Origin of the sequence: Bacillus sp. BS3(2021) (genome assembly GCF_021043345.1) — a bacterium.
Classification (GTDB): Bacteria; Bacillota; Bacilli; order Bacillales; family Bacillaceae; genus Bacillus; species Bacillus paralicheniformis.
Window position 1 is genome coordinate 101,001 of record NZ_JAJNDM010000004.1, and the last position, 21,231, is coordinate 122,231.

At 46.5% G+C, this 21,231-nt stretch carries 23 protein-coding genes; 18 read left to right on the plus strand and 5 right to left on the minus strand.

What is annotated here, in order from left to right; translation table 11 throughout:
- Positions 1 to 54: 54 nt before the first annotated feature.
- Together LQ247_RS10580 and LQ247_RS10585 are read right to left on the minus strand one after the other, a co-directional pair.
- Positions 55 to 261 carry a YlaI family protein gene (locus LQ247_RS10580; RefSeq protein WP_003181456.1) on the minus strand — a complete coding sequence of 69 codons (207 nt, stop codon included), beginning with the start codon at positions 259 to 261 and terminating at the stop codon, positions 55 to 57.
- Between the two features lie 119 nt (positions 262 to 380).
- Complete coding sequence (locus LQ247_RS10585; RefSeq protein WP_020451265.1) at positions 381 to 995, minus strand: YhcN/YlaJ family sporulation lipoprotein; 615 nt, start codon at positions 993 to 995, stop codon at positions 381 to 383.
- Positions 996 to 1,150: 155 nt separating this feature from the next.
- On the opposite strand from LQ247_RS10585, the gene LQ247_RS10590 reads away from it, so the two are divergent.
- Positions 1,151 to 2,479: a PhoH family protein gene (locus tag LQ247_RS10590; RefSeq protein WP_020451266.1), complete on the plus strand. Its 1,329-nt coding sequence runs from the start codon at positions 1,151 to 1,153 to the stop codon at positions 2,477 to 2,479.
- A 142-nt stretch (positions 2,480 to 2,621) separates the two neighbouring features.
- Here LQ247_RS10590 and LQ247_RS10595 read toward each other — a convergent pair whose 3' ends face one another.
- Positions 2,622 to 3,104: a hypothetical protein gene (locus LQ247_RS10595; RefSeq protein WP_101560816.1), complete on the minus strand. Its 483-nt coding sequence runs from the start codon at positions 3,102 to 3,104 to the stop codon at positions 2,622 to 2,624.
- 102 nt (positions 3,105 to 3,206) lie between these two features.
- Here LQ247_RS10595 and glsA point away from each other — a divergent pair, with 102 nt between their 5' ends.
- The 4 genes from glsA (at position 3,207) to pyc (ending at position 9,632) form a co-directional block, all read left to right on the plus strand.
- Positions 3,207 to 4,151, plus strand: a complete 945-nt coding sequence (gene glsA, locus LQ247_RS10600; RefSeq protein WP_371268713.1) for a glutaminase A — start codon at positions 3,207 to 3,209, stop codon at positions 4,149 to 4,151.
- A 132-nt stretch (positions 4,152 to 4,283) separates the two neighbouring features.
- Positions 4,284 to 4,565, plus strand: a complete 282-nt coding sequence (locus tag LQ247_RS10605) for a YlaN family protein (RefSeq protein WP_003181465.1) — start codon at positions 4,284 to 4,286, stop codon at positions 4,563 to 4,565.
- 333 nt (positions 4,566 to 4,898) lie between these two features.
- On the plus strand, positions 4,899 to 6,110 hold the full coding sequence (locus LQ247_RS10610) for an FtsW/RodA/SpoVE family cell cycle protein (RefSeq protein ID WP_231006033.1): 1,212 nt from the start codon (positions 4,899 to 4,901) through the stop codon (positions 6,108 to 6,110).
- A 78-nt stretch (positions 6,111 to 6,188) separates the two neighbouring features.
- Entirely contained in the window at positions 6,189 to 9,632 is a 3,444-nt protein-coding gene (pyc, locus tag LQ247_RS10615; RefSeq protein ID WP_020451270.1) for a pyruvate carboxylase, read from the plus strand.
- Between the two features lie 81 nt (positions 9,633 to 9,713).
- Here the strand turns inward: pyc and LQ247_RS10620 are convergent, their stop codons facing one another.
- A complete protein-coding gene (locus tag LQ247_RS10620) occupies positions 9,714 to 10,622 on the minus strand; it encodes a COX15/CtaA family protein (RefSeq protein WP_020451271.1) in 909 nt (302 codons plus the stop codon).
- A 402-nt stretch (positions 10,623 to 11,024) separates the two neighbouring features.
- Between LQ247_RS10620 and cyoE the strand changes: the two genes are divergently transcribed.
- The 6 genes from cyoE to ctaG all read left to right on the plus strand — a co-directional run bounded on the left by cyoE (position 11,025) and on the right by ctaG (position 17,087).
- Positions 11,025 to 11,951, plus strand: a complete 927-nt coding sequence (gene cyoE / locus LQ247_RS10625; RefSeq protein ID WP_020451272.1) for a heme o synthase — start codon at positions 11,025 to 11,027, stop codon at positions 11,949 to 11,951.
- A 278-nt stretch (positions 11,952 to 12,229) separates the two neighbouring features.
- A complete protein-coding gene (gene coxB / locus LQ247_RS10630) occupies positions 12,230 to 13,297 on the plus strand; it encodes a cytochrome c oxidase subunit II (protein ID WP_020451273.1) in 1,068 nt (355 codons plus the stop codon).
- Positions 13,298 to 13,329: 32 nt separating this feature from the next.
- Positions 13,330 to 15,198 carry a cytochrome c oxidase subunit I gene (gene ctaD / locus LQ247_RS10635; protein ID WP_023857264.1) on the plus strand — a complete coding sequence of 623 codons (1,869 nt, stop codon included), beginning with the start codon at positions 13,330 to 13,332 and terminating at the stop codon, positions 15,196 to 15,198.
- On the plus strand, positions 15,198 to 15,821 hold the full coding sequence (gene ctaE / locus LQ247_RS10640) for a cytochrome c oxidase subunit III (RefSeq protein ID WP_020451275.1): 624 nt from the start codon (positions 15,198 to 15,200) through the stop codon (positions 15,819 to 15,821). Before ctaD ends, ctaE begins: the two co-directional genes overlap by 1 nt.
- 2 nt (positions 15,822 to 15,823) lie before the next feature.
- Positions 15,824 to 16,153 (plus strand): cytochrome c oxidase subunit IVB, encoded by a 330-nt coding sequence (ctaF, locus tag LQ247_RS10645; RefSeq protein WP_020451276.1) that lies wholly within the window; start codon positions 15,824 to 15,826, stop codon positions 16,151 to 16,153.
- A gap of 34 nt (positions 16,154 to 16,187) precedes the next feature.
- On the plus strand, positions 16,188 to 17,087 hold the full coding sequence (gene ctaG / locus LQ247_RS10650; RefSeq protein WP_025811368.1) for a cytochrome c oxidase assembly factor CtaG: 900 nt from the start codon (positions 16,188 to 16,190) through the stop codon (positions 17,085 to 17,087).
- A gap of 56 nt (positions 17,088 to 17,143) precedes the next feature.
- Here ctaG and LQ247_RS10655 read toward each other — a convergent pair whose 3' ends face one another.
- Positions 17,144 to 17,503, minus strand: a complete 360-nt coding sequence (locus LQ247_RS10655) for a YugN family protein (protein ID WP_020451278.1) — start codon at positions 17,501 to 17,503, stop codon at positions 17,144 to 17,146.
- 168 nt (positions 17,504 to 17,671) lie between these two features.
- Here LQ247_RS10655 and LQ247_RS10660 point away from each other — a divergent pair, with 168 nt between their 5' ends.
- From LQ247_RS10660 to LQ247_RS10685, 7 genes are all read left to right on the plus strand, one after another.
- A complete protein-coding gene (locus tag LQ247_RS10660) occupies positions 17,672 to 18,118 on the plus strand; it encodes a CBS domain-containing protein (protein ID WP_023857262.1) in 447 nt (148 codons plus the stop codon).
- A 141-nt stretch (positions 18,119 to 18,259) separates the two neighbouring features.
- Positions 18,260 to 19,303 carry a CAP domain-containing protein gene (locus LQ247_RS10665; protein WP_231006034.1) on the plus strand — a complete coding sequence of 348 codons (1,044 nt, stop codon included), beginning with the start codon at positions 18,260 to 18,262 and terminating at the stop codon, positions 19,301 to 19,303.
- A 178-nt stretch (positions 19,304 to 19,481) separates the two neighbouring features.
- The gene (locus tag LQ247_RS10670) at positions 19,482 to 19,880 is read left to right on the plus strand and encodes a YlbD family protein (protein ID WP_020451281.1); all 399 of its coding nucleotides are present in this window, start codon (positions 19,482 to 19,484) and stop codon (positions 19,878 to 19,880) included.
- 14 nt (positions 19,881 to 19,894) lie between these two features.
- Positions 19,895 to 20,134 (plus strand): YlbE-like family protein, encoded by a 240-nt coding sequence (locus LQ247_RS10675; RefSeq protein WP_020451282.1) that lies wholly within the window; start codon positions 19,895 to 19,897, stop codon positions 20,132 to 20,134.
- Between the two features lie 78 nt (positions 20,135 to 20,212).
- Positions 20,213 to 20,341: a hypothetical protein gene (locus tag LQ247_RS22045; RefSeq protein ID WP_269146005.1), complete on the plus strand. Its 129-nt coding sequence runs from the start codon at positions 20,213 to 20,215 to the stop codon at positions 20,339 to 20,341.
- Between the two features lie 72 nt (positions 20,342 to 20,413).
- The gene (locus LQ247_RS10680) at positions 20,414 to 20,863 is read left to right on the plus strand and encodes a YlbF family regulator (protein WP_095290416.1); all 450 of its coding nucleotides are present in this window, start codon (positions 20,414 to 20,416) and stop codon (positions 20,861 to 20,863) included.
- Positions 20,864 to 20,933: 70 nt separating this feature from the next.
- Positions 20,934 to 21,206 carry a YlbG family protein gene (locus LQ247_RS10685; protein ID WP_009328559.1) on the plus strand — a complete coding sequence of 91 codons (273 nt, stop codon included), beginning with the start codon at positions 20,934 to 20,936 and terminating at the stop codon, positions 21,204 to 21,206.
- Positions 21,207 to 21,231 lie beyond the last annotated feature (25 nt).

Below are 21,231 nucleotides of genomic sequence, written 5' to 3' on the forward strand. Positions count from 1 at the left end.
TTGTTACTGATGTAACAAAAAGGCGATAAAAAAGCATGGAGCTTGTCCATGCTTTCATGACTTGATCTGCTCTTTATCTTTTCTGTGCGGATATAGCTTAAAACGGCCGGTTTTCATCCGGTTTTCTGTTTTGATTTTAATTCGTTCGCTGCATTCATGGCACATATAAGTATGTATCGGCCGGTTTCGGAGACGTTTGGCAATGAGTGTGTCATCATCGATTTTTTCGATTTTGTCACACAATGAACACTTTACCCTCACTTGATTCACCTCACTTACGATTCATTATACCTTAATCAATCGGACAAATAAATTTTCTCCTTTAGAAAAAAGGAAAAAGCCTGTGCCGTCAAGAAAACAGTGGCACAGGCTTTTAAAAGTTATGGCTGCCGATTTTTCATATGCTTGTTTGATTGCTTATTCTGCTCCTTTTCAAGCTGTTTCTGGTTTCTGTCATTCAGCTGGTCGTTGTTGGATTTTGTAGGATTTGTTTGCTGATTGTCTGTTGCGTCGTTCGGCACTTCAGGAAGGACGCGCCCGACGATAGCTGCCAGCTCGTCGAGAATCCCTTTGACAGGGCGTCCCGCTTGAATTTCCCTGCCCATTGCCCGCAGGCGGTTGACGGTGTCGGGATCTGCGACAACGGCGGCGTTTGCTCCGTAAGGGTCATTCTGCAGCGCTTCAGCCACGGAATACTTAATAGATTCGACTTTGCTGCGCTCCAAATTGTCTTTCACATCAATTCCGACGACGGCTAGCCTGCCGAGCACGACGGCGGTTGCATCATTGACACCCGGAACGCTTTCGGTGATCTTCACAAGGCGCCGCGAGATGGCTTGCCCGTCTTTACGGTTCACCGGCTCTTGAGAGCTGTTTTTTACTTGAATCGGTTTGTTGCCGGGAAGCTCGTTCGCTTCATTTCGGGCATTATTTTGAATGCCGCAGGCTGAAAGCAGCATAACGGTTTGAATTAGGATCAAAAAAAAGATTCGCACTTGAGGTTGCCTCCTTAAAAATGCTTTCATTAATTTTTATTGTTGAATTAACCTTCTATCTTTATTCACAAAAACATATATTTTAGCGGGCGCTCCATCAGCTTTTAACCCAATTGAAAAGAAAAGGCTAAAAATCCTGATCAGGAGGCGGAAGATTGAGTAAAATTTATGTGCTGGATACGAATGTGTTATTGCAGGATCCGAATTCAATCTTTTCTTTTGAAGATAACGAGGTTGTCATCCCGGCTGTCGTATTGGAGGAAGTCGACTCAAAGAAACGCTACATGGATGAAATTGGGAGGAATGCAAGGCGCGTATCTAAATTGATAGATGATTTGCGTTTAAAAGGAAGGCTGTATGAAAATGTTCCCCTACCAAACGGAGGGAGCTTGAGAATCGAGCTGAACCATCGCTCTTTTCAGCAGCTTCAAGAAATTTTTATCGAAAAAACAAGCGACAACCGTATTTTAGCCGTAGCGAAAAATCTCAGCCTGGAAGAGGAAACGAAAGAAGACGGCAGGCCGGTTATCCTTGTCAGCAAAGATATGCTGATCCGTGTCAAAGCCGATGCCATCGGCTTGATGTCAGAGGATTTTTTGCACGACAGGGTTGTCGACAATGATGATATATACAGCGGTTATACGGACGTGTACATTCGCCCGGATCAGATGAATTCCTTTTTTGAACATCACGATTTGCCGCTTCACGAAATCAGCAGTGAGATGCTGCGTCCGAACCAGTTTGTCGTTATGAAGGACGCGCTCGGCGGATCATCCTCTGCCGTAGGGATCGTAGATCAAAGCGGAAAAGCCGTTAAAAAGCTTGTTTTCGATCAGGAACAGGTTTGGGGCATACGTTCGCGAAATGTACAGCAGACGATGGCTTTGGAACTTCTTTTAAGACAAGATATTCCGCTTGTCACCCTGATTGGAAAAGCCGGCACAGGAAAAACCCTGCTTGCGTTGGCAGCAGGGCTGCTGCAGACAGAAGACCTGGGGAATTTTAAAAAACTTGTTGTCACAAGGCCGATCGTTCCTGTCGGAAAAGATCTCGGCTATCTTCCGGGTGAAAAAGAAGAAAAACTTCGTCCGTGGGTCCAGCCTATTTTTGATAACCTGGAATACTTGTTCAATGCAAAAAAGCCGGGGGAGCTTGATGATATTTTAGCGGGGATGGGCTCCATTCAAGTCGAAGCCCTCACATATATAAGGGGCAGAAGCATTCCTGACCAATTCATCATCATTGATGAGGCTCAAAATCTGACCAAGCATGAAGTCAAAACGCTTCTGACCCGCGTCGGGGAAGGCAGTAAAATCGTATTGATGGGAGACACCGAACAGATCGACCATCCTTATTTAGATGCGATGAACAACGGCCTGGCCTATGTTGTCGAGCGCTTTAAGGATCAAAAAATTTCCGGAAACGTGAAGCTTTTAAAAGGAGAGCGCTCCCGGCTCGCCAGGCTTGCAGCCGATCTGCTGTAAATAAAAAAACCCGGGCGTTTAACCCGGGTTGCAACTTGCATGGCCCGCGGGCCGGGTTGCCGGCAAGTGCCGATAGCCCGGCCGGGAAAGAGGAGGCGGAGTTTTTCATCGCCTCCGGCGCACCCGTTGCAGTGTTGTAGCTTTAAACAATGTGAATTTCTTTTACTCGTTTCACAGGAGTCATCCTGTTTGAACCGTCGGGAAAATAAACGTGTACAGGCCCGTCTTCGCCAAGCGGCTTGCCATTGTTGCTGAAGCAGAGAATCATGCCGCCCGCTTCTTCGATCGGAACGGAAACGTCTTCACCTTCCGTTTTGAAGAGGCATTTGACGGCGGAGCCTGTCACCTCCGCATTTTTCAAAAAAGGTTCAAGCTTGATCCCGAAAGTGCCGTCAAGCAATTTCTCCTTTTCATATTTTTTCTCTGATTTCAGTGTCGGCGGCGATACAGCACCTTCCCTGATTTGCCGTTCCCGGTCAATCACAAGGTCGTCATCTTCATCTTTTACCTCTCTGAAATCTGAAAAGAACTGATCGAGATCGAATTTTCGGTCATCAAAAATCCAAACGCTCGGATCGAGCGTAATCTGATACTTTACATTTCCTGTGATCGTTACAATGCTCATGTCTCTACCACTCCCTCACAAAAATTATAAGCGCTTTCTTTCAAATTGTCACTTCTCATAACAAAAGCCCTCTCCGGGAAAGATAACAGCAACGACGCTCGGATGGAGGGAAAAAACTTGAATTGCCGGGATAATGAGGAGCTTGAATATTTTGTCACAGAAGCGAAAAAAGTGACGGACAAAGGAAAGGTTGCATCTTACATACCGGCTTTGGCTGAATTATCGGAGGACGATTTATCGGCGGCGGTCTACTTTACGGACGGGACGTGTATATCAGCGGGAGACGTGGAAAAAGCCTTCACTCTGCAAAGCATCTCAAAAGTATTGTCGCTTGCTCTCGTCCTGATCGATCACGGCCCGGAAACAGTGTTTCATTATGTAGGACAAGAGCCGACTGGTGATCCGTTTAACTCCATCATCAAACTTGAAACCGTCAACCCGGGGAAGCCGCTGAATCCGATGATAAATGCCGGAGCATTGGTGGTGACAAGCATGATTAAAGGAGAGACGAATGCCGATAAGATCGGCAGGCTTCTTGATTTTATTAAAAAACTGGCAAATAACCGGAATATTACATTTTGTGAGAAGGTCGCCGAATCTGAATTTGAAACCTCGATGGTCAACAGGGCGATGTGCTACTACATGAAAGAGCACGGTATTTTTCAGGCTGAGGTTGAGGACGTCATGGATGTGTATACAAAGCAGTGCGCCATTGAAATGAACAGCTTAGACTTGGCGAAAATCGGTTCTGTTTTTGCTTTGAACGGCAAGCATCCCGAAACGGGAGAACAAATCATACCGAAGGATATCGCGAGAATTTGCAAAACATTTATGGTGACATGCGGAATGTATAATGCCAGCGGCGAATTCGCAATCAAAATCGGCATACCCGCCAAAAGCGGGGTTTCAGGGGGAATCATGGGTCTATCCCCATACCGTTTCGGCATCGGCATCTTCGGGCCCTCGCTTGATGAAAAGGGAAACAGCATCGCTGGAATCCGGCTTTTAGAGCTGTTATCGGCGAACTACAGTTTAAGCATTTTTTAAAACGTGAGCGGAAGCTTAAAATGCGAGTCTTTGAAATACGGCGAAAGGACAGAAATAGCTTGCTTTTTTTCGGCTGAGGCTTTATCATAAATAGAAGAATTAGGTACTCGCCTGGGGAACGGAGGGATACTTTTGGCGTCTGAGATTGTAGTCGACCATCGTGAAAAAGCACTTGCCCTGTTAAAACGTGATGCTGATAAAATCTTAAAGCTGATTCAAGTGCAAATGGACAACTTAACGATGCCTCAATGTCCTCTTTATGAAGAGGTTTTAGATACACAAATGTTCGGACTCTCTAGGGAAATTGATTTTGCTGTCCGCCTTGGATTAGTGGATGAAGAAGAGGGTAAAGAACTGCTTTACAGGCTGGAACGTGAATTGTCTGCATTACATGATGCATTTACAAAAAAATAAATGAACACCTCAGAAGAATCTTTCTGTCTGAGTCAGCTTGTCGACGACGTTTCGATAGAAACAAACTGCCGGCAGGCTTTTTTTGTTATGGAATGAGAAAGAAAACGTCCGCTGATGAAGGAATGAATGCTGTTCGTGCCGAATAAACGAAGACGCATGGTATGCCGATAAAAAAATAGAACGGCAGTCTTGGAACAGACGGACTTTTCTTTCAGACGAGATTCGAAGTCTTATGAAAAGGGTATCTTTCGTGCTTTTTAAGAAAGTGTAGTAAAATAACGAAGGAGTTACCACAAACACATTTTGAAGGCAAGTAAGGAAGAGGATAATAATATGATAAAAAGAATGCTCAAATCCTATGATTATTCATTAATCTTCGCTGTATTCCTGCTGTGCGGGTTCGGGCTCGTCATGGTGTACAGCTCAAGCATGATCACAGCCGTGACAAGGTACGGACGAGACAGCAGCTACTTTTTTGACAGGCAGCTGATGTTTTTGGCGCTCGGAACCGTCATATTTTTATGCGCGGCGCTTTTTCCGTATAAGGCTTTTGCCAATCAAAAATTCCAAAAGTTTTTGCTGCTCATTTCCGTTGTCGCTTTGTTCGGGCTGTTCGTTGTCGGACACGTGGCCGGGAATGCCCAAAGCTGGTTCAGGGTTTCGAATTACGGCATCCAGCCGGGGGAGTTTGTCAAGCTGACCGTCATCTTGTATCTTTCTTCCGTCTATGCCAAAAAACAAAGCTATATTGACAACTTGGGAGCCGGAATCGCCCCTCCCGCGATCATCACGCTTTTCATTTGCGCCCTGGTCGCTGCTCAGCCGGATGTGGGAACGGCCTTTATCATCGCTTTAATCGCTTTGTGCATTATTTTGTGCTCGGGATTCAGCGGCAAAACGCTGTTAAAGCTCGTACTTTTGGCCGGGGCTGTCCTTGTGCTCGTCAGCCCGCTCATTTATTTCAACTGGGACAGCATTTTAACAGAAGGACGGATGAATCGGTTTGAAAGCTACCAAAACCCGTTTAAAGACGCACAGAAATCTGGTTTTCAAGTCGTCAACTCCTACTTGGCGATCGGTTCGGGAGGGCTGTTCGGCCTGGGTCTCGGCGAAAGCGTGCAGAAGTATGGATATCTGCCTGAAACGCACACCGATTTCATTATGGCGGTCATCGCCGAGGAGCTCGGCATTTTCGGCGTCCTTTTTGTCGTGCTGCTGCTCGCTTTCATCGTTTTAAAAGGGTTTTATATTGCGAGAAAATGCGACGACCCGTTTGGAAGCCTGCTTGCGATCGGGATATCAAGCATGATCGCCATCCAGTCTTTCGTGAACCTGGGCGGCATATCCGGCTTGATTCCTTTGACAGGGGTGACGCTTCCGTTTATCAGCTATGGAGGGTCATCGCTCATTCTGCTGATGGCAAGCGCGGGGATATTGGTGAACATCAGCATGTTTAATGAATACTTTGACCGGTTCAAACGAAAACAACCTGTCGATACTACAAAAACCAAAGAAAATCAATATAAAAAAAGTATAAATTTTTAAAAAACTAAGCGTGTACAATGTCCATCCGATTCATTTAGAATAGATACATACTTAAAACAGCGGATGAGGGGGAACGACATGTCACAACAGTCTATTCAAAAAGTTCTTGTTGCAAACAGAGGGGAAATCGCTATCCGCGTATTTCGCGCCTGCACAGAACTGAATATCCGTACGGTAGCGATCTATTCTAAAGAAGACAGCGGATCATACCACAGATACAAAGCCGATGAAGCATACTTGGTCGGCGAAGGGAAAAAGCCGATTGATGCTTATCTTGATATTGAAGGGATCATCGAGATTGCGAAACGCAACCATGTGGATGCCATCCATCCGGGCTACGGCTTCCTGTCTGAAAACATTCAGTTTGCCAAGCGGTGTGAAGAGGAAGGCATCATCTTTATCGGACCGACCTCCAAGCACCTCGATATGTTTGGAGACAAAGTAAAAGCCCGTGAACAAGCTGAAAAAGCAGGAATTCCCGTCATACCGGGGAGCGACGGCCCAGTGGCTGATATCGCGGAGGTCAAACAATTTGCGGAGGAGTTCGGATATCCGTTTATCATCAAAGCGTCGCTTGGCGGCGGCGGCCGCGGCATGCGGATCGTCAGAGACGAATCGGAGCTGGAGGAATCCTATAACAGGGCAAAATCAGAGGCGAAAGCCGCTTTTGGTAATGATGAAGTGTATGTCGAAAAGCTGATCGAAAAGCCGAAGCACATTGAAGTTCAAGTCATCGGAGACAAAGAAGGTAACGTGGTTCACCTTTACGACCGTGACTGCTCTGTGCAAAGGCGTCATCAAAAGGTTATCGAAATAGCGCCGAGCGTTTCGCTTTCTGAGTCCCTCCGGGAAAAGATTTGCGATGCTGCCGTTAAGCTTGCGAAGAATGTTGATTATGTCAATGCCGGAACGGTTGAATTTTTAGTTGCGAACGATGAGTTTTTCTTTATTGAAGTCAACCCGCGTGTTCAGGTGGAGCACACCATTACGGAAATGGTGACGGGTGTCGATATCGTTCAGACACAAATCCTGATTGCTGCCGGACTCAGTCTGGGCAGCAGCGAAATCAGCATTCCGAACCAGGATGCCATCACGCTGCACGGATATGCGATCCAGTCAAGGGTTACGACTGAAGACCCGTCAAACAATTTCATGCCTGACACAGGCAAAATCATGGCATATCGCTCAGGCGGCGGTTTCGGGGTGAGGCTTGATACCGGAAACAGTTTTCAGGGCGCTGTCATTACGCCTTATTATGACTCGCTGCTTGTTAAGCTTTCAACCTGGGCTCTGACGTTTGAACAGGCGGCGGCCAAAATGGTCCGCAACCTACAGGAATTCAGGATCAGGGGAATCAAAACGAATATTCCTTTCCTTGAAAACGTGGCGAAACACGAAAAATTTCTCACAGGGCAATACGACACGTCTTTTATTGATACAACGCCGGAACTCTTTGTCTTTCCTAAGCAGAGAGACCGCGGAACAAAAATGCTGACGTATATCGGGAACGTAACGGTCAACGGCTTCCCGGGCATTGATAAAAAGAAGAAGCCGGAGTTCGACAAACCCCAGATCGTCAAAACGGATGTCGATCAGCCGATCGCGAGCGGAACAAAACAGATTCTTGATGAACGCGGAGCTGAAGGGCTCGTCAAATGGGTGAAAGATCAAGAGGAAGTGCTTCTCACTGATACGACGTTCCGCGATGCCCATCAGTCACTGCTTGCGACAAGATTCAGAACGCATGATTTGGAGAAAATCGCCAATCCGACAGCTGCGCTCTGGCCTGAGCTTTTCAGCCTTGAAATGTGGGGCGGCGCCACTTTTGATGTCGCTTACCGTTTCTTGAAAGAAGACCCGTGGAAAAGGCTTGAGAAGCTGCGGAAGGAAATTCCGAATACGATGTTTCAAATGCTGTTGAGATCTTCGAATGCCGTCGGGTATACAAACTACCCTGACAACCTGATTAAAAAGTTTGTCAGCGAATCCGCTGCGGCCGGAATCGATGTATTCCGCATTTTTGACAGCTTGAACTGGGTTAAAGGGATGACGCTCGCCATTGATGCAGTGCGCGAGTCGGGCAAACTTGCCGAAGCCGCGATCTGCTATACCGGAGACATTCTCGATCCGAACAGAACAAAATATAACCTTGAATATTATACGTCAATGGCAAAAGAGCTTGAATCAGCGGGGGCGCATATTCTCGGCATTAAAGATATGGCCGGCCTGCTGAGACCTCAAGCAGCATACGAACTGGTGTCAGCTTTGAAAGAGACGATCGATATTCCGATCCACTTGCATACACACGACACGAGCGGCAACGGTATTTTTATGTACGCGAAGGCGATAGAAGCAGGCGTCGACATCGTCGACGTAGCGGTCAGCTCTATGGCGGGCCTGACATCACAGCCAAGCGCAAGCTCGCTTTATCATGCGCTTGAAGGCGATAAACGCCGTCCGCAGCTGAATGTCGATGCGGTAGAGTCGCTGTCTCAATATTGGGAGTCTGTCAGAAAATACTACAGCGAGTTTGAGAGCGGCATGAACGCGCCTCATACCGAAATTTACAAGCATGAAATGCCTGGCGGCCAATACAGCAACCTTCAACAGCAGGCTAAGGGAGTCGGCCTCGGTGATCGCTGGAATGAAGTGAAAGAAATGTACAGCCGGGTCAACCACCTGTTCGGGGACATCGTAAAGGTTACGCCGTCATCTAAAGTCGTCGGGGATATGGCACTTTACATGGTGCAAAATAACCTGACGGAAGATGATATTTACGAAAGAGGAGAATCACTCGATTTTCCTGACTCAGTAGTCGAGCTTTTTAAAGGGTATATCGGCCAGCCTCACGGCGGATTCCCTGAGAAATTGCAAAAGCTGATTTTGAAAGGGCAGGAGCCGATTACAGTGCGCCCTGGAGAACTTCTCGAACCCGTTTCGTTTGACGATATAAAAGCGGAGTTTAAGGAAACGCATGATCTGGAGCTTTCCGATCAGGATGCTGTTGCATATGCGCTTTATCCGAAAGTGTTTACCGAGTATGTTAAGACAGCGGAACTGTACGGGGACATCTCAGTGCTTGATACACCGACCTTCTTCTACGGCATGACGCTCGGCGAAGAAATCGAAGTCGAGATCGAAAGAGGGAAAACGCTGATCGTCAAACTTGTCTCTATCGGCGAACCGCGTCCTGATGCAACGAGAGTCGTCTACTTTGAACTGAACGGCCAGCCTCGCGAAGTGGTCATTAAAGACGAAAGCATTAAATCGTCCGTTCATCAAAAGGTGAAAGCCGACCGTTCAAACCCGAATCATATCGCGGCGTCCATGCCGGGAACGGTGATTAAGCTTCTTGTAAGCAAAGGGGACCAAGTGAAGAAGGGCGATCATTTAATGATCAATGAAGCAATGAAAATGGAAACGACCGTTCAGGCTCCGTTTTCAGGAACTGTTGAAAACATTCATGTGACAAACGGAGAAGCCATTCAAACCGGCGACCTCCTCATTGAGCTGAAAAAATAAAAGTGCGGCCGCTGACTTTTGTCGGCGGCCTTTTTTTATGAAAAAATCCCCCGCAACAGGCGGGGGATCAACCGTTTATTGTTATTTTTGCGCCTGTCTGCGATAGCGCGCAACAAGCAGCAGGAAGTAGCAAAGGATTCCGAACAGGCAGGAAATGAAGAAAGCGTGGGCGAGTGCAAATCCCAAATCCAGCCTGCTGTAGACAACCGCAATTCCTGAGGCAGCCTGAAGGATAATCAGGATCAGGGAAATCATCCAGCCCCAATAAATGCGTTTTTGATTTTTATACTGTTTGGCCGCATGTATCGCTGCCGCAATGATCCAAGCGAACAGAAGAAGCGCCGCAGCCCTGTGTCCCATCTGCACCCATTCGTGAAACTTCCCTGGGAGCCAGCCGTTTTGTGTGCTGCACATCGGAAAGTCAAGGCACGCAAGGCTTGACTTCGTATGCCGGACATATGCGCCTGTATAAACGACGACATATGTGTATATAATGATTCCTATCATATGAAACTGCATGGTTTTTCCTATATAAAACGATTCGGCTTTCTGCTTGCTGTCAGCTTCAAACACGAGGAGCGTCAACAGCAGAACAGATGCAAAGGAAATAAGCGAGATTCCGAAGTGCAAAGCCATGATCAGGGCCGAAGACCCGAAGACGACCGCCGCAGCGCCCAGGAGCGCCTGAAGAATGAGGAAGACGACCGACATCACCGCGAGAAATTTCGTTTCCCTGATATGGCCGATTTTTTTCCATGTCCAAATGGCGAGAGCCAGCACAAGGACGCCGGATGTGCCGCTGACAAACCTGTGGCTCCATTCGATAATCGATTCAAGGGTTAGAGCCGGGAATATGCTTCCGTTGCAAAGCGGCCAAGATCTGCCGCAGCCCATTCCCGAACCCGTCTTTGTGACGAGGGCGCCGCCGATCAGCACGAAAAGCATGGCGATAGTTGTGATAATTCCCAAGCCTTTTAATGCTTTATTCATAAATTCAATTCTCCTTTTTTAATGCAAACTGACTAATAAAAAGATATTTACCACCTTCAAGTGTAAGCGAATTGATGTTCTGCTGCAATTCATAATGATTATTGTTCACAAAAATGCAATAGAAGGCGTTCACATTTTTATTGGTTTTGAAGACTTGATAATTGTGGCTTCGTTTGATAGAACTATATTAGAATGACAGTGGTTTTCCGCTCTTGTTCACAACTTTTCCTTCATCTGTAAAGAAAGTCATAAAAAGTTCACAAATATAAACCGGTTTGTCGATTAATATTTAATAGGCTGTTTTTTTCCAACCGGTAATCTTGTATGATAGAGTTGTAGGTTTTTTATGAATATACCGCTTCTCTTGACGTGATGAAGGTTTGAGTAAGGGGGGTTAGTATTATGGCTGAAACAAGAATTACAGCTGATACAGCAATGAATGGACAAATAGAAGAGACGACAGCATGGAAAGATTTCCTCGCCCTTATCAAAGTCGGGATTGTTTACTCGAACCTGATAACAACTTTTACGGGCTTGTGGCTCGCTTTTTACTTTTCAAATCTGAGCTTTCTAGGAAACCTTGATATCGTGCTGTTCACTTTAGCGGGATCCTCGCTTATTATCGCAGGATCATGCGTCATCAACAACTATTATGACCGTGATATTGACCAGCTCATGCAGCGGACGAGAACAAGGCCGACGGTGACTGGTAAAATCCAGCCTTCACAGGCATTGTGGTTCGGCATTCTGCTGACTGCGCTCGGTTTTATCATGCTGCTGATGACCAATCTGACAACTGCCGCAGTAGGCTTTGTCGGCGTCTTTACGTACGTGTTTCTATACACGATGTGGTCAAAGCGCCGCTATACCGTTAATACGATTATCGGAAGTGTGTCAGGGGCTGTTCCTCCTTTGATCGGATGGACCGCTGTCCAAGGCTCCATCGGAGTTGAGGCGTGGGTGCTGTTTTTAATCATGTTTATTTGGCAGATTCCCCACTTTCTGGCGCTTGCGATTAAGAAAACGGAGGAATACAGAGCCGCAAATATACCGATGCTGCCTGTTGTACACGGTTTTGAAGTGACGAAAAGGCAAATCATCATTTGGATTGCCTGCTTAATGCCGCTGCCGTTTTTCCTGGGCGGACTCGGACTGCCGATCGTCATTTTGGGAACGGTACTAAATATCGGCTGGCTCGTTTGCGGTCTGGTCGGTTACAGAAGCAAAAATATCATGAAGTGGGCAACGCTCATGTTTGTATATTCATTAAATTACTTGACCATATTCTTCGTTGCCATGGTCGTATTCACACTTTTTAAAATTGGATAGAACTCTATAATTCATCACATTGAAGGCTGTCACTTAACACTTCAAACAGACAACAATCATGTAAAAGCCGCCTTATCGATTTTTTTCGATTATGTTTAACAAGGCGGCTTTACGTTCATACATAGATGGTATTTTGAGTAAAAAACCTCATTATTTAAGAAATGAGGAAATGTAAGTGCTTTAATTTAAGTGGGGAGTCAGATGAATGAATAGGTGTCCTATAAACGTTTGAACAGTGAAAGTTTCAAAAGGATTGATTGAAAAGGGGTTGGGAAGAAATGTTAAAGAAATGGCGTCTGATGTCGCTGTTCACTATTTTGGCGCTCGTTTTAGCAGGGTGCGGAGAACCGTTCATATCAACGCTGCAGCCGGCGGGCGAGGTGGCTGATCAGCAGTATTTCCTAATGATTCTCAGCACGCTGATCATGGTTGTTGTTGTAGTGGTGGTAAGTTTCATTTTCGTATTTGTCATCGTCAGGTACAGAAGATCTAAGCTCGGTGATGACCACATCCCGAAACAGGTTGAAGGAAACCGCAATTTAGAAATTTTATGGACTGTTATTCCAATTCTTCTCCTTCTTATCCTGGTTGTTCCTGTTGTCGCACAGACCTTTGATCTTGCTGATACAAAACCGATGGATAAGAAAAACAGGGATCCGGAGAAGGCGCTGGTCGTCAATGTCCGGGCGAACCTTTACTGGTGGGAATTCGAATATCCTGACTACGGCGTGGTGACGAGCCAGGAGCTGGTCGTGCCGACCGATGAACGCGTTTACTTTAAGCTGAAAGCTTCCGATGTCAAACATTCATTCTGGGTTCCTTCAGTCGGGGGTAAGATTGATACGAACACAGACAATGAAAACAAATTCTTCTTAACGTTCGATTCAAAACGCGCTGAAAAAGCCGGAGACTATTTCTACGGGAAATGCGCCGAGCTCTGCGGACCTTCCCATGCTTTAATGGACTTTAAAGTTAAAGCGGTTTCGAAGGATGAGTTCAAGGAATGGATGAGCGATATGGAAAACTATAAAGCGGGGGCGAAAACCGATCTCGCTGTTGAAGGAGAAAAAGTGTTCAAAGAGAAAAACTGCCTGAGCTGTCATGCGACCGATTCAAAAGACCAAAGGGCGGAAGCGGCCAGAACGGCTCCGAACCTCGCGACTTTTGGAGACCGGTCGACGATCGCCGGCGTGAAGGAATTCAGCGATGAAAACTTGAGAGCGTGGCTCAAGGATCCTGAAAGCATAAAACCGGGCAACAAAATGACCGGCACATACCCTGATTTGAGCGACAAGGAACTTGATGCACTGACTGAATATTTAAAGGGGTTAAAAACGGAAGACTAACGCTTCAAAGGGAGAATGAGGGAGGTTACATTGTGAGTACGCTTAAGAAAAAGCAAGGTTTTGGGGCTGTATTATGGGACTATTTAACGACTGTCGATCATAAAAAGATTGCCATCCTTTATTTGCTGGGCGGCGGGTTCTTCTTTGTGCTCGGCGGAATCGAAGCGATGCTGATCAGGGTTCAGCTGATGATACCGAACAATGACATCATGAGCGGCGGAGTCTACAATGAAATCATGACGATGCACGGTACAACGATGATTTTCCTGGCAGCGATGCCGCTTTTGTTCGCACTGATGAACGCCGTCGTTCCGCTGCAGATAGGCGCGAGGGATGTTGCGTTTCCATTTTTGAACTCGCTCGGCTTCTGGCTGTTCCTTTTCGGCGGCATCTTTCTGAATTTAAGCTGGTTTTTGGGAGGGGCACCCGATGCCGGCTGGACGTCTTACGCGTCGCTTTCCCTTCATTCCGAAGGGCACGGGATCGATTTCTATGTTCTCGGTCTGCAAATTGCCGGGATCGGTACGCTGATTGCTGGAATTAACTTTCTCGCGACGATTATCAATATGAGGGCGCCGGGCATGACATACATGAGGCTGCCGCTTTTCACATGGACGACATTCGTCGCTTCGGCTTTGATTTTATTCGCGTTCCCGCCGCTGACCGTAGGCATCGCGCTCTTGATGCTGGACCGGTTGTTCGGAACGAGCTTTTTCAATCCGGAATTAGGCGGTAATACGATCATTTGGGAGCATCTGTTCTGGATCTTCGGACACCCTGAAGTTTATATTCTCGTACTCCCGGCGTTCGGAATCTTTTCGGAAATCATTCCGGTTTTTGCGAGAAAAAGGCTGTTCGGTTATTCTTCAATGGTATTTGCGACCGTATTGATCGGCTTTTTAGGCTTCATGGTTTGGGCCCACCATATGTTTACAACGGGACTCGGGCCTGTGGCGAACGCCATTTTTGCGGTGGCGACGATGGCCATTGCCGTCCCGACCGGAATTAAAATCTTCAACTGGCTGCTCACGGCTTGGGGCGGGAGCATTAAGTTTACAACGCCGATGCTTTATGCGATTTCTTTTATCCCGTCGTTTGTCATGGGCGGGGTGACAGGTGTCATGCTTGCTGCTGCACCGGCTGACTATCAGTTCCACGACACGTACTTTGTCGTGGCTCACTTCCATTACGTCATCATCGGCGGAGTGGTGTTTGCCATCCTCGCCGGCGCTCATTACTGGTGGCCGAAAATGTTCGGGAAAATGCTGAGCGAAGCGTTGGGCAAAATAACATTTGTGCTCTTTTTCATCGGGTTCCATCTGACTTTCTTCATCCAGCATTGGCTCGGGTTGTGGGGAATGCCGAGACGCGTGTTCACATACTTGCCGAATCAGGGATTTGACATGGCGAACTTAATCAGTTCAATCGGAGCTGTGTTTATGGCGGCTGCTGTCATCATACTCGTGATCAATATTATCGTGACGACTGCCAAAGGGGAAAAAGTCGGCAGCGATCCTTGGCATGACGGAAGAACGCTTGAGTGGGCCGTTTCTTCACCGCCTCCTGAATACAACTTTAAACAGCTGCCTCTGGTCAGAGGCCTTGATGCTTTATGGATCGAAAAAAGAGCCGGCAAGCAGTCAATGACCGCCGCGGAGCCGCTTCAGGACGTCCATATGCCAAACGGATCGATTCTCCCGTTCATCATGTCACTCGGTCTGTTTATATCCGCTTTCGGCTTCATGTACCGGACGGAATTTGCCTGGGGGCTGCCTGTCATTCTGATTGGATTAGGAATCACATTATTTATGATGCTTCTCCGGTCTGTAATTGATGACCACGGGTATCATATTCATAAAGAAGATCTGATGGATGATGACGACAAAGGGGTGAAGGCATAATGCATACAGAAGAGAAATTAACGGCTGAAACCTTCCCGGCTTCTCCTGAAAAAGCTACATTAGAAGGAAAAAATAAGTTTATCGGCTTTTGGCTATTTCTCGGAGGAGAGACGGTTCTTTTCGCGTCTCTCTTCGCAACATACCTTGCGCTGAAGAATTCAAATGCAGGAGGGCCGAAAACGACTGAGATGTTTGACATGGGGCTGGTCTTTCTGGCGACAATGCTCCTTTTAACGAGCAGTTTAACGAGCGTATATGCCATGTATCATATGAAGAACTTTGCTTTTAAAAAGATGCAGGTTTGGCTCGGAATCACTGTTCTGCTCGGTGCAGGCTTCCTGGCGCTTGAAATATATGAATTCACCCATTATATTCACGAATATGGGTTCACCATTCAAAGCTCGGCTCTCGGCTCCGCTTTTTATACGCTAGTCGGCACGCACGGAGCGCACGTTACGTTCGGGCTGCTCTGGATTCTTTCTTTGATGATCAGAAATGCGCGCCGCGGATTAAGCCTTTACAACGCGCCGAAGTTTTTTGTCGCAAGCCTCTATTGGCATTTTATCGACGTTGTCTGGGTGTTTATCTTTACCGTTGTATACTTGATGGGGATGGTGGGATAAAAATGGTGAATAACGAAAACAGAGGGAATCCCAAAACAGATCTTGCCTACCGCAAAAAGAAAAACGCGGAGGACATGAGATATCAGGTTATTTCATTCGGTTTGATGATCGGCTTGACCCTTGTCGCTTTTTTAACGGTCGCCTCAGATGCAGGCGTATGGTTTACGGTGCCGTTCATTCTGCTGCTGGCCGTCATTCAGGTTGCATTTCAGCTGTACTACTTCATGCATATGAGTCAGCGGGGGCATGAAGCGCCGACTTTGTTCCTTTATTCGGGCGTTTTGGTCGCTTTTGTTACCGTTTTGGCTTTTGTGACGCTTATCTGGTGGTAATCGAACCGACATACAGAAAGGAGGATGCCTCATGTTGGGCAGCCTTGAAATATTCGGTTTTCGCGCCCTGTGGAGCCCCTATTTCCTAGGGGCTGTCGTTTTCATAACCGTCCTTTACTTTTTTCTGATGAAACGATTTGGATCAGAAGAAGAGCGGGCATCCAGGAAAGAAATCGGTTTATTCGTGACAGCGATGTTTCTTTTATACGCGTCTAAAGGCAGTCCGATTGATTTGCTGGGACATATTATGTTCAGCGCGCATATGGCGCAAATGGCGGTTTTGTATTTGATCGTACCGCCTTTGATCATCCTTGGCATACCGCCTTGGTTTTGGAAAAAGGTCATTTTTCTGCCGGTCGTCAAGCCGCTGTTCCGGTTTTTTTCAAAACCATTGATCGCGATTATCGTGTTTAACGGTTTATTTTCGATGTATCACATTCCTTTGGTGTTTGATTTTATTAAGACAGATGCCGTTTATCATGCCGTCATTACGGTGCTGATCTTCATTGCGGCGTTTTTCATGTGGTGGCCGCTCGTTCACAAGGTCGAGGAGCTTCCGCAAATGAACGGACTTTTGAAACTCGGCTACATTATGGCTGACGGCATTTTGCTGACACCGGCGTGCGCGCTGATCATGTTCAGCGATACGACCCTGTATTCGACATATTCAGATCCTTCCGCATGGGCGGAGGCAATGAAACTGTGCGTTCCTCTCGATACGCTGAGCGGAATGACGCTTACAGGTCCGGAAATGTTCAGCAGCATGCCTGTTCTGGAAGATCAGCAGCTTGGCGCGATCGTCATGAAAATCTTACAGGAAATCGTGTACGGGACATTTTTGGCGATTATCTTTTTCGGATGGGCGAGGAAGGAAAGAGCCAAAGACGAAAAGGAACTGGAAGAAGAACGATACTCGCCGTCTACGGTTCATTAAGATGAAAAAAGGGTACAGCCTCATCAGAGGGGCTGTACCCTTTTTATGTACGTCTGCTACACTTCAAGCGCTGAAACTTTTTCTTTGATTGAATTCAGCACCGTCTTGCTTGTTTTGAGGAGCTGCGGCGGGAAATGTTCGTTTTCACCGTATTCCACTCCATGCGGATAATAATATTTGCCCAGAAGCGGTGTCATCAGTTTGATGACCGCGCGCCGGGCGCCCACATCGCCTTCGACGGCATATCCGAACACGCGGAGGTAGTACCTGCCTTCCACCATATCGAATTTGCGGTCATATGTGACGCGTTCATAATCCCATTGGCCAGCTCTTACGAACCCTTCGTTTTCCATGATGTCGTCTAACCGGTTAAGGTCAGCAGTCAAGCCTTCGATACCGGATTCTTCAAATTTCATCCCGTAAAACCCCCTTTAAAAAATTACCTTTACTGACAATCATAGTATGAAAGCGTTAAACTTTCAATCCTGGCTTTAGCCGATATATAAATATTTTTGTGAACAGTATGAATCGCGGGCGGCTTGACGACAATATGAACAAACGAAAGACAAGAGGAGGTCTTCTGATTGACACGTGTGAAAGATATTATGACAAAGGAAATATTATATTGTACAGTTCTTGATAATGTGTACGAGGCTGCCGTGAAAATGAAAGACGGAAATGTCGGAGCGATTCCGGTTGTGCTTGATGACGGTTTGGAACTGGTTGGGATCGTTACTGACCGGGATTTGGTGCTGCGGGGGATCGCCGTTAAAAAACCAAATTCGCAAAAAATTACAAATGTCATGACGACGGATCTCATTACGGTAAGTGAAGACGATTCAATTGAAAAAGCGGTTGATCTCATGGGAGATTATCAGATCAGGAGGGTCCCGGTTACACGGGGAAAGACGCTTGCGGGCATCATTACGCTAGGCGATGTTTCAACCCACAAAAAATCAAACCGGCAGGCTGGCGACGCGCTGACATTTATATCGGAAAACGAAGAGAGGCCTGGAGATTTTCTTCATTAAAACATATTTTGTCGCACATCTTAATAGGCTGTATTATCATTGAAAATTCATGTCAGTTCTGTTTAAATGACACTAAAGGCAAGTTTTTGATGCGGTGCGCCGTTTTATGGATAGATTGATCCGTCAGTCGGAGGTGAAAGTTTGAAAAATATATTAAGAGCGGTTGTGATCCTTCTCATCGTTGCGGCTTCATACACGCTGTTTATTCAATACGGTTCAACACCTGAGAAAATTGTGAAGGAAGACAAGCCGCAAGTCTCAAACGAGGATGCGAAAAAAGAGAAATCCTTGAACATTCCCGATTCCGGCTTGCTTTCTTTTATCGGAGAGTCGGCTGAGACGATCGAAAAGAAACTGGGGAAACCGGACAGGGTCGATCCTTCAGCATATGATTATGAATGGTGGGTCTATAGCCAAGGGGCAAAACAGTACGTTCAAATCGGCTTGATTGGCGGCAAGGCCGTGACATTGTTTGCGACAGGCGACGGGTTGAACACCGCTCCGTTTAAAATTGGACGGCCGTCAAGGGAAGTCTTCAAAACCGCCCAGATCGCCCCTTATGTCAATGTTCAATATAAAGGCAGTTCATACCGTTTCGAATTTTCTGAGGAAGACATGAATACAAGGCCGACGGTGAAAGTCGGAGACATTTATGTTCAGCTGTATATGGATAAATTCGAGGGAACGCTGTCAAGCATCAGGGCATTTGATGCGCCGACTTTCATCAAGCAAAGGCCGTATGAAGTTGTCTACAGAGGCACCCTGATCGAACCTCAAGCATTGACAGAATCGGATTGGAAAAAAATCGAGAAAGCAAATGAGAAGCAGATCTTTGATTTGACGAATGTCATCCGCGCAAGACACGGTCTTTCCCAGCTCTCTTGGGATGAAGGCGTATCAAAAGTGGCATACGGCCACAGCAGCGACATGAAAGAGCACCATTATTTCTCCCATGTGTCAGAAACGGAAGGCACGCTCAAAGACAGGCTGGAAAAAGGGAAAGTGAACTTTGAGCAGGCGGGGGAAAATATCGCGCTCAACTATGTCGACGGGCCTGCGGCGGTTGAAGGCTGGTTAAACAGCGAAGGACACAGAAAAGCGCTGTTAAATGCCGACTATACTCATCTCGGAGTCGGGGTGGACGAGAAATATTATACGCAGAACTTTATTAAAGAATGGCACTAGAGCCCGGGATCATACCCGGGTTTTTAGTTTTTAGAGAAAACCATGAAACTTTTAATGTTTGGTCTGCTGCTCACTCTTCCGCACGGACTCCTATAAAAAGAGGGATTTTTAGGCGAACACATTTTGCCGGGGCGGATTACACTATAGCAGGCATATGTTTTCGGAGGGGGTGTAGACGTTGGCAAATCAAAACGCGCAATCATCCATTGATGAATTTAAGCAATTTATTAAACGGCATCCTAAGTTGATTTCCGAAGTCCGGAAACAAGAAAAAAGCTGGCAGGAAGTATATGAAAACTGGGTTTTGCTCGGGGAAGACGATTCGATTTGGGATCCGTACAGGGAAAAAGAAGCTTCGGCAGAAAAGGAGCCTTCTGCTGGCGGCAAAAACGATTTCATTTCAAAAATGGTGACGGCCGTCCGAAAGATGGATGCCAATCAAATGAATGAGCAGATCAATAAAATGAGCCAGTCTATTTCTTCGCTGCAAAGCTTGCTCAGCCAGTTTTCGGGCGGAAGCCAAAAACAGCAGAATCAAAGCGGCGGCGAGCATCCGTTTTCTTTCCGAAAAGATTAGGGAAGGAGTCAGACATGCGTAAAGAAGTGCAGGAGTATGTGTTCGCTGATGAAGAGCGCCGCCGGTTCATCCGTGAGCAGCCGGTCTGGTACCGCAAGCTTTCGCGGAATCCGAATGACTTGTCAGCCTTTCATCTCGATATGATGAACTTTTATGAAAAAACGATTCCTCACAGGGTCAACCAGCTATCGGGCGGCATTCAGATGGCCCAGATGATGCTTCAAATGTTTCATGCGATGCGCACTCAGGATTAATTTAAAGCCTGAGTCTTTTTTTTATGATGATAAATCGCGTCATTCTGGCAAAGCTAGGTGTAAAGGAGTTGATCTGTGATGAAAAAGTGCTGGCTTGTAATCATGTTGTGCCTCTTGCTGGCCGGCTGCGCCACCCATAAACCAAAACCCAAGGGCGTTTCAGAATGGCGCGATGCAGCTTGTACAAGCGAAGTTTTTGGAAAATAATAGTTTGGAGGCGGCACAGACATTTTTGAAAACGGCTGTTTTGTGATACACTATAGCTGGAGGTGCATGTCTATGTTTGCCACAATGGAATCGTTGCGGCTTCAAAATGAAGCATATGATTTGGCCAACATGATTCTTCAATCAGAGGCGGCTGAACATTACAGAAAATGCTACAAGCGTCTCCGCGAAGATGAAGAGGCCGGACGTATTATCGCTTCGTTTACGAAAATAAAAGAACAGTATGAGGATGTGCAGCGCTTTGGCAAGTATCATCCTGATTATAAAGAGATATCCAAGAAAATGAGGGAAATCAAACGGGAGCTTGACCTTCACAATACAGTAGCCGAATTTAAAAAGGCGGAAACCGAGCTGCAATCTATCCTAGATGAAGTCAGCGTGGAAATCGGTCAGGCTGTATCAAAACATATCAAAGTACCGACTGGAAACCCTTATTTTGATAATCTTTCATCTTGCGGCGGCGGCTGCGGGTCAGGCGGAAGCTGCGGCTGTAAAGTTTCCTGATGAGGCTCGGTCGCCCCGAGTCTCGTTTTTTTTAGAACTTCATGCACAGAGCGACAGGCAGGTGAACAATTTGGAAATCAGGCGTCAAGGCTTAATCGTTTGGCTGCACTCCTTGAAGCAGGCGAAAATGCTCAGGAAATTCGGAAATGTTCATTACGTTTCAAAGCGGCTGAAATATGTAGTGGTTTATTGCAATATGGAAGATGCCGAAAGAATCATCGCTAAAATACGTTCGTACTCTTTTGTCAAACAGGTGGATCTTTCATACAAACCGTTCTTGAAAATGGAGTTTGAATCCAAGCAGGATAAAGCGAAAGAATACGACTATAAAGCCGGGCTCTAACTTGCTTTATTTTAAAAAAATCCCC

Coding starts and splice junctions, on each gene's coding strand:
- LQ247_RS10595 (WP_101560816.1), bottom strand. CDS start 3,104: ATGAGCATTGTAACGATCACAGGAAATGTAAAGTATCAGATTACGCTC.
- glsA (WP_371268713.1), top strand. CDS start 3,207: ATGGAGGGAAAAAACTTGAATTGCCGGGATAATGAGGAGCTTGAATAT.
- LQ247_RS10610 (WP_231006033.1), top strand. CDS start 4,899: ATGATAAAAAGAATGCTCAAATCCTATGATTATTCATTAATCTTCGCT.
- pyc (WP_020451270.1), top strand. CDS start 6,189: ATGTCACAACAGTCTATTCAAAAAGTTCTTGTTGCAAACAGAGGGGAA.
- LQ247_RS10620 (WP_020451271.1), bottom strand. CDS start 10,622: ATGAATAAAGCATTAAAAGGCTTGGGAATTATCACAACTATCGCCATG.
- cyoE (WP_020451272.1), top strand. CDS start 11,025: ATGGCTGAAACAAGAATTACAGCTGATACAGCAATGAATGGACAAATA.
- coxB (WP_020451273.1), top strand. CDS start 12,230: ATGTTAAAGAAATGGCGTCTGATGTCGCTGTTCACTATTTTGGCGCTC.
- ctaE (WP_020451275.1), top strand. CDS start 15,198: ATGCATACAGAAGAGAAATTAACGGCTGAAACCTTCCCGGCTTCTCCT.
- ctaF (WP_020451276.1), top strand. CDS start 15,824: ATGGTGAATAACGAAAACAGAGGGAATCCCAAAACAGATCTTGCCTAC.
- LQ247_RS10655 (WP_020451278.1), bottom strand. CDS start 17,503: ATGAAATTTGAAGAATCCGGTATCGAAGGCTTGACTGCTGACCTTAAC.
- LQ247_RS10675 (WP_020451282.1), top strand. CDS start 19,895: ATGCGTAAAGAAGTGCAGGAGTATGTGTTCGCTGATGAAGAGCGCCGC.
- LQ247_RS22045 (WP_269146005.1), top strand. CDS start 20,213: ATGAAAAAGTGCTGGCTTGTAATCATGTTGTGCCTCTTGCTGGCCGGC.
- LQ247_RS10680 (WP_095290416.1), top strand. CDS start 20,414: ATGTTTGCCACAATGGAATCGTTGCGGCTTCAAAATGAAGCATATGAT.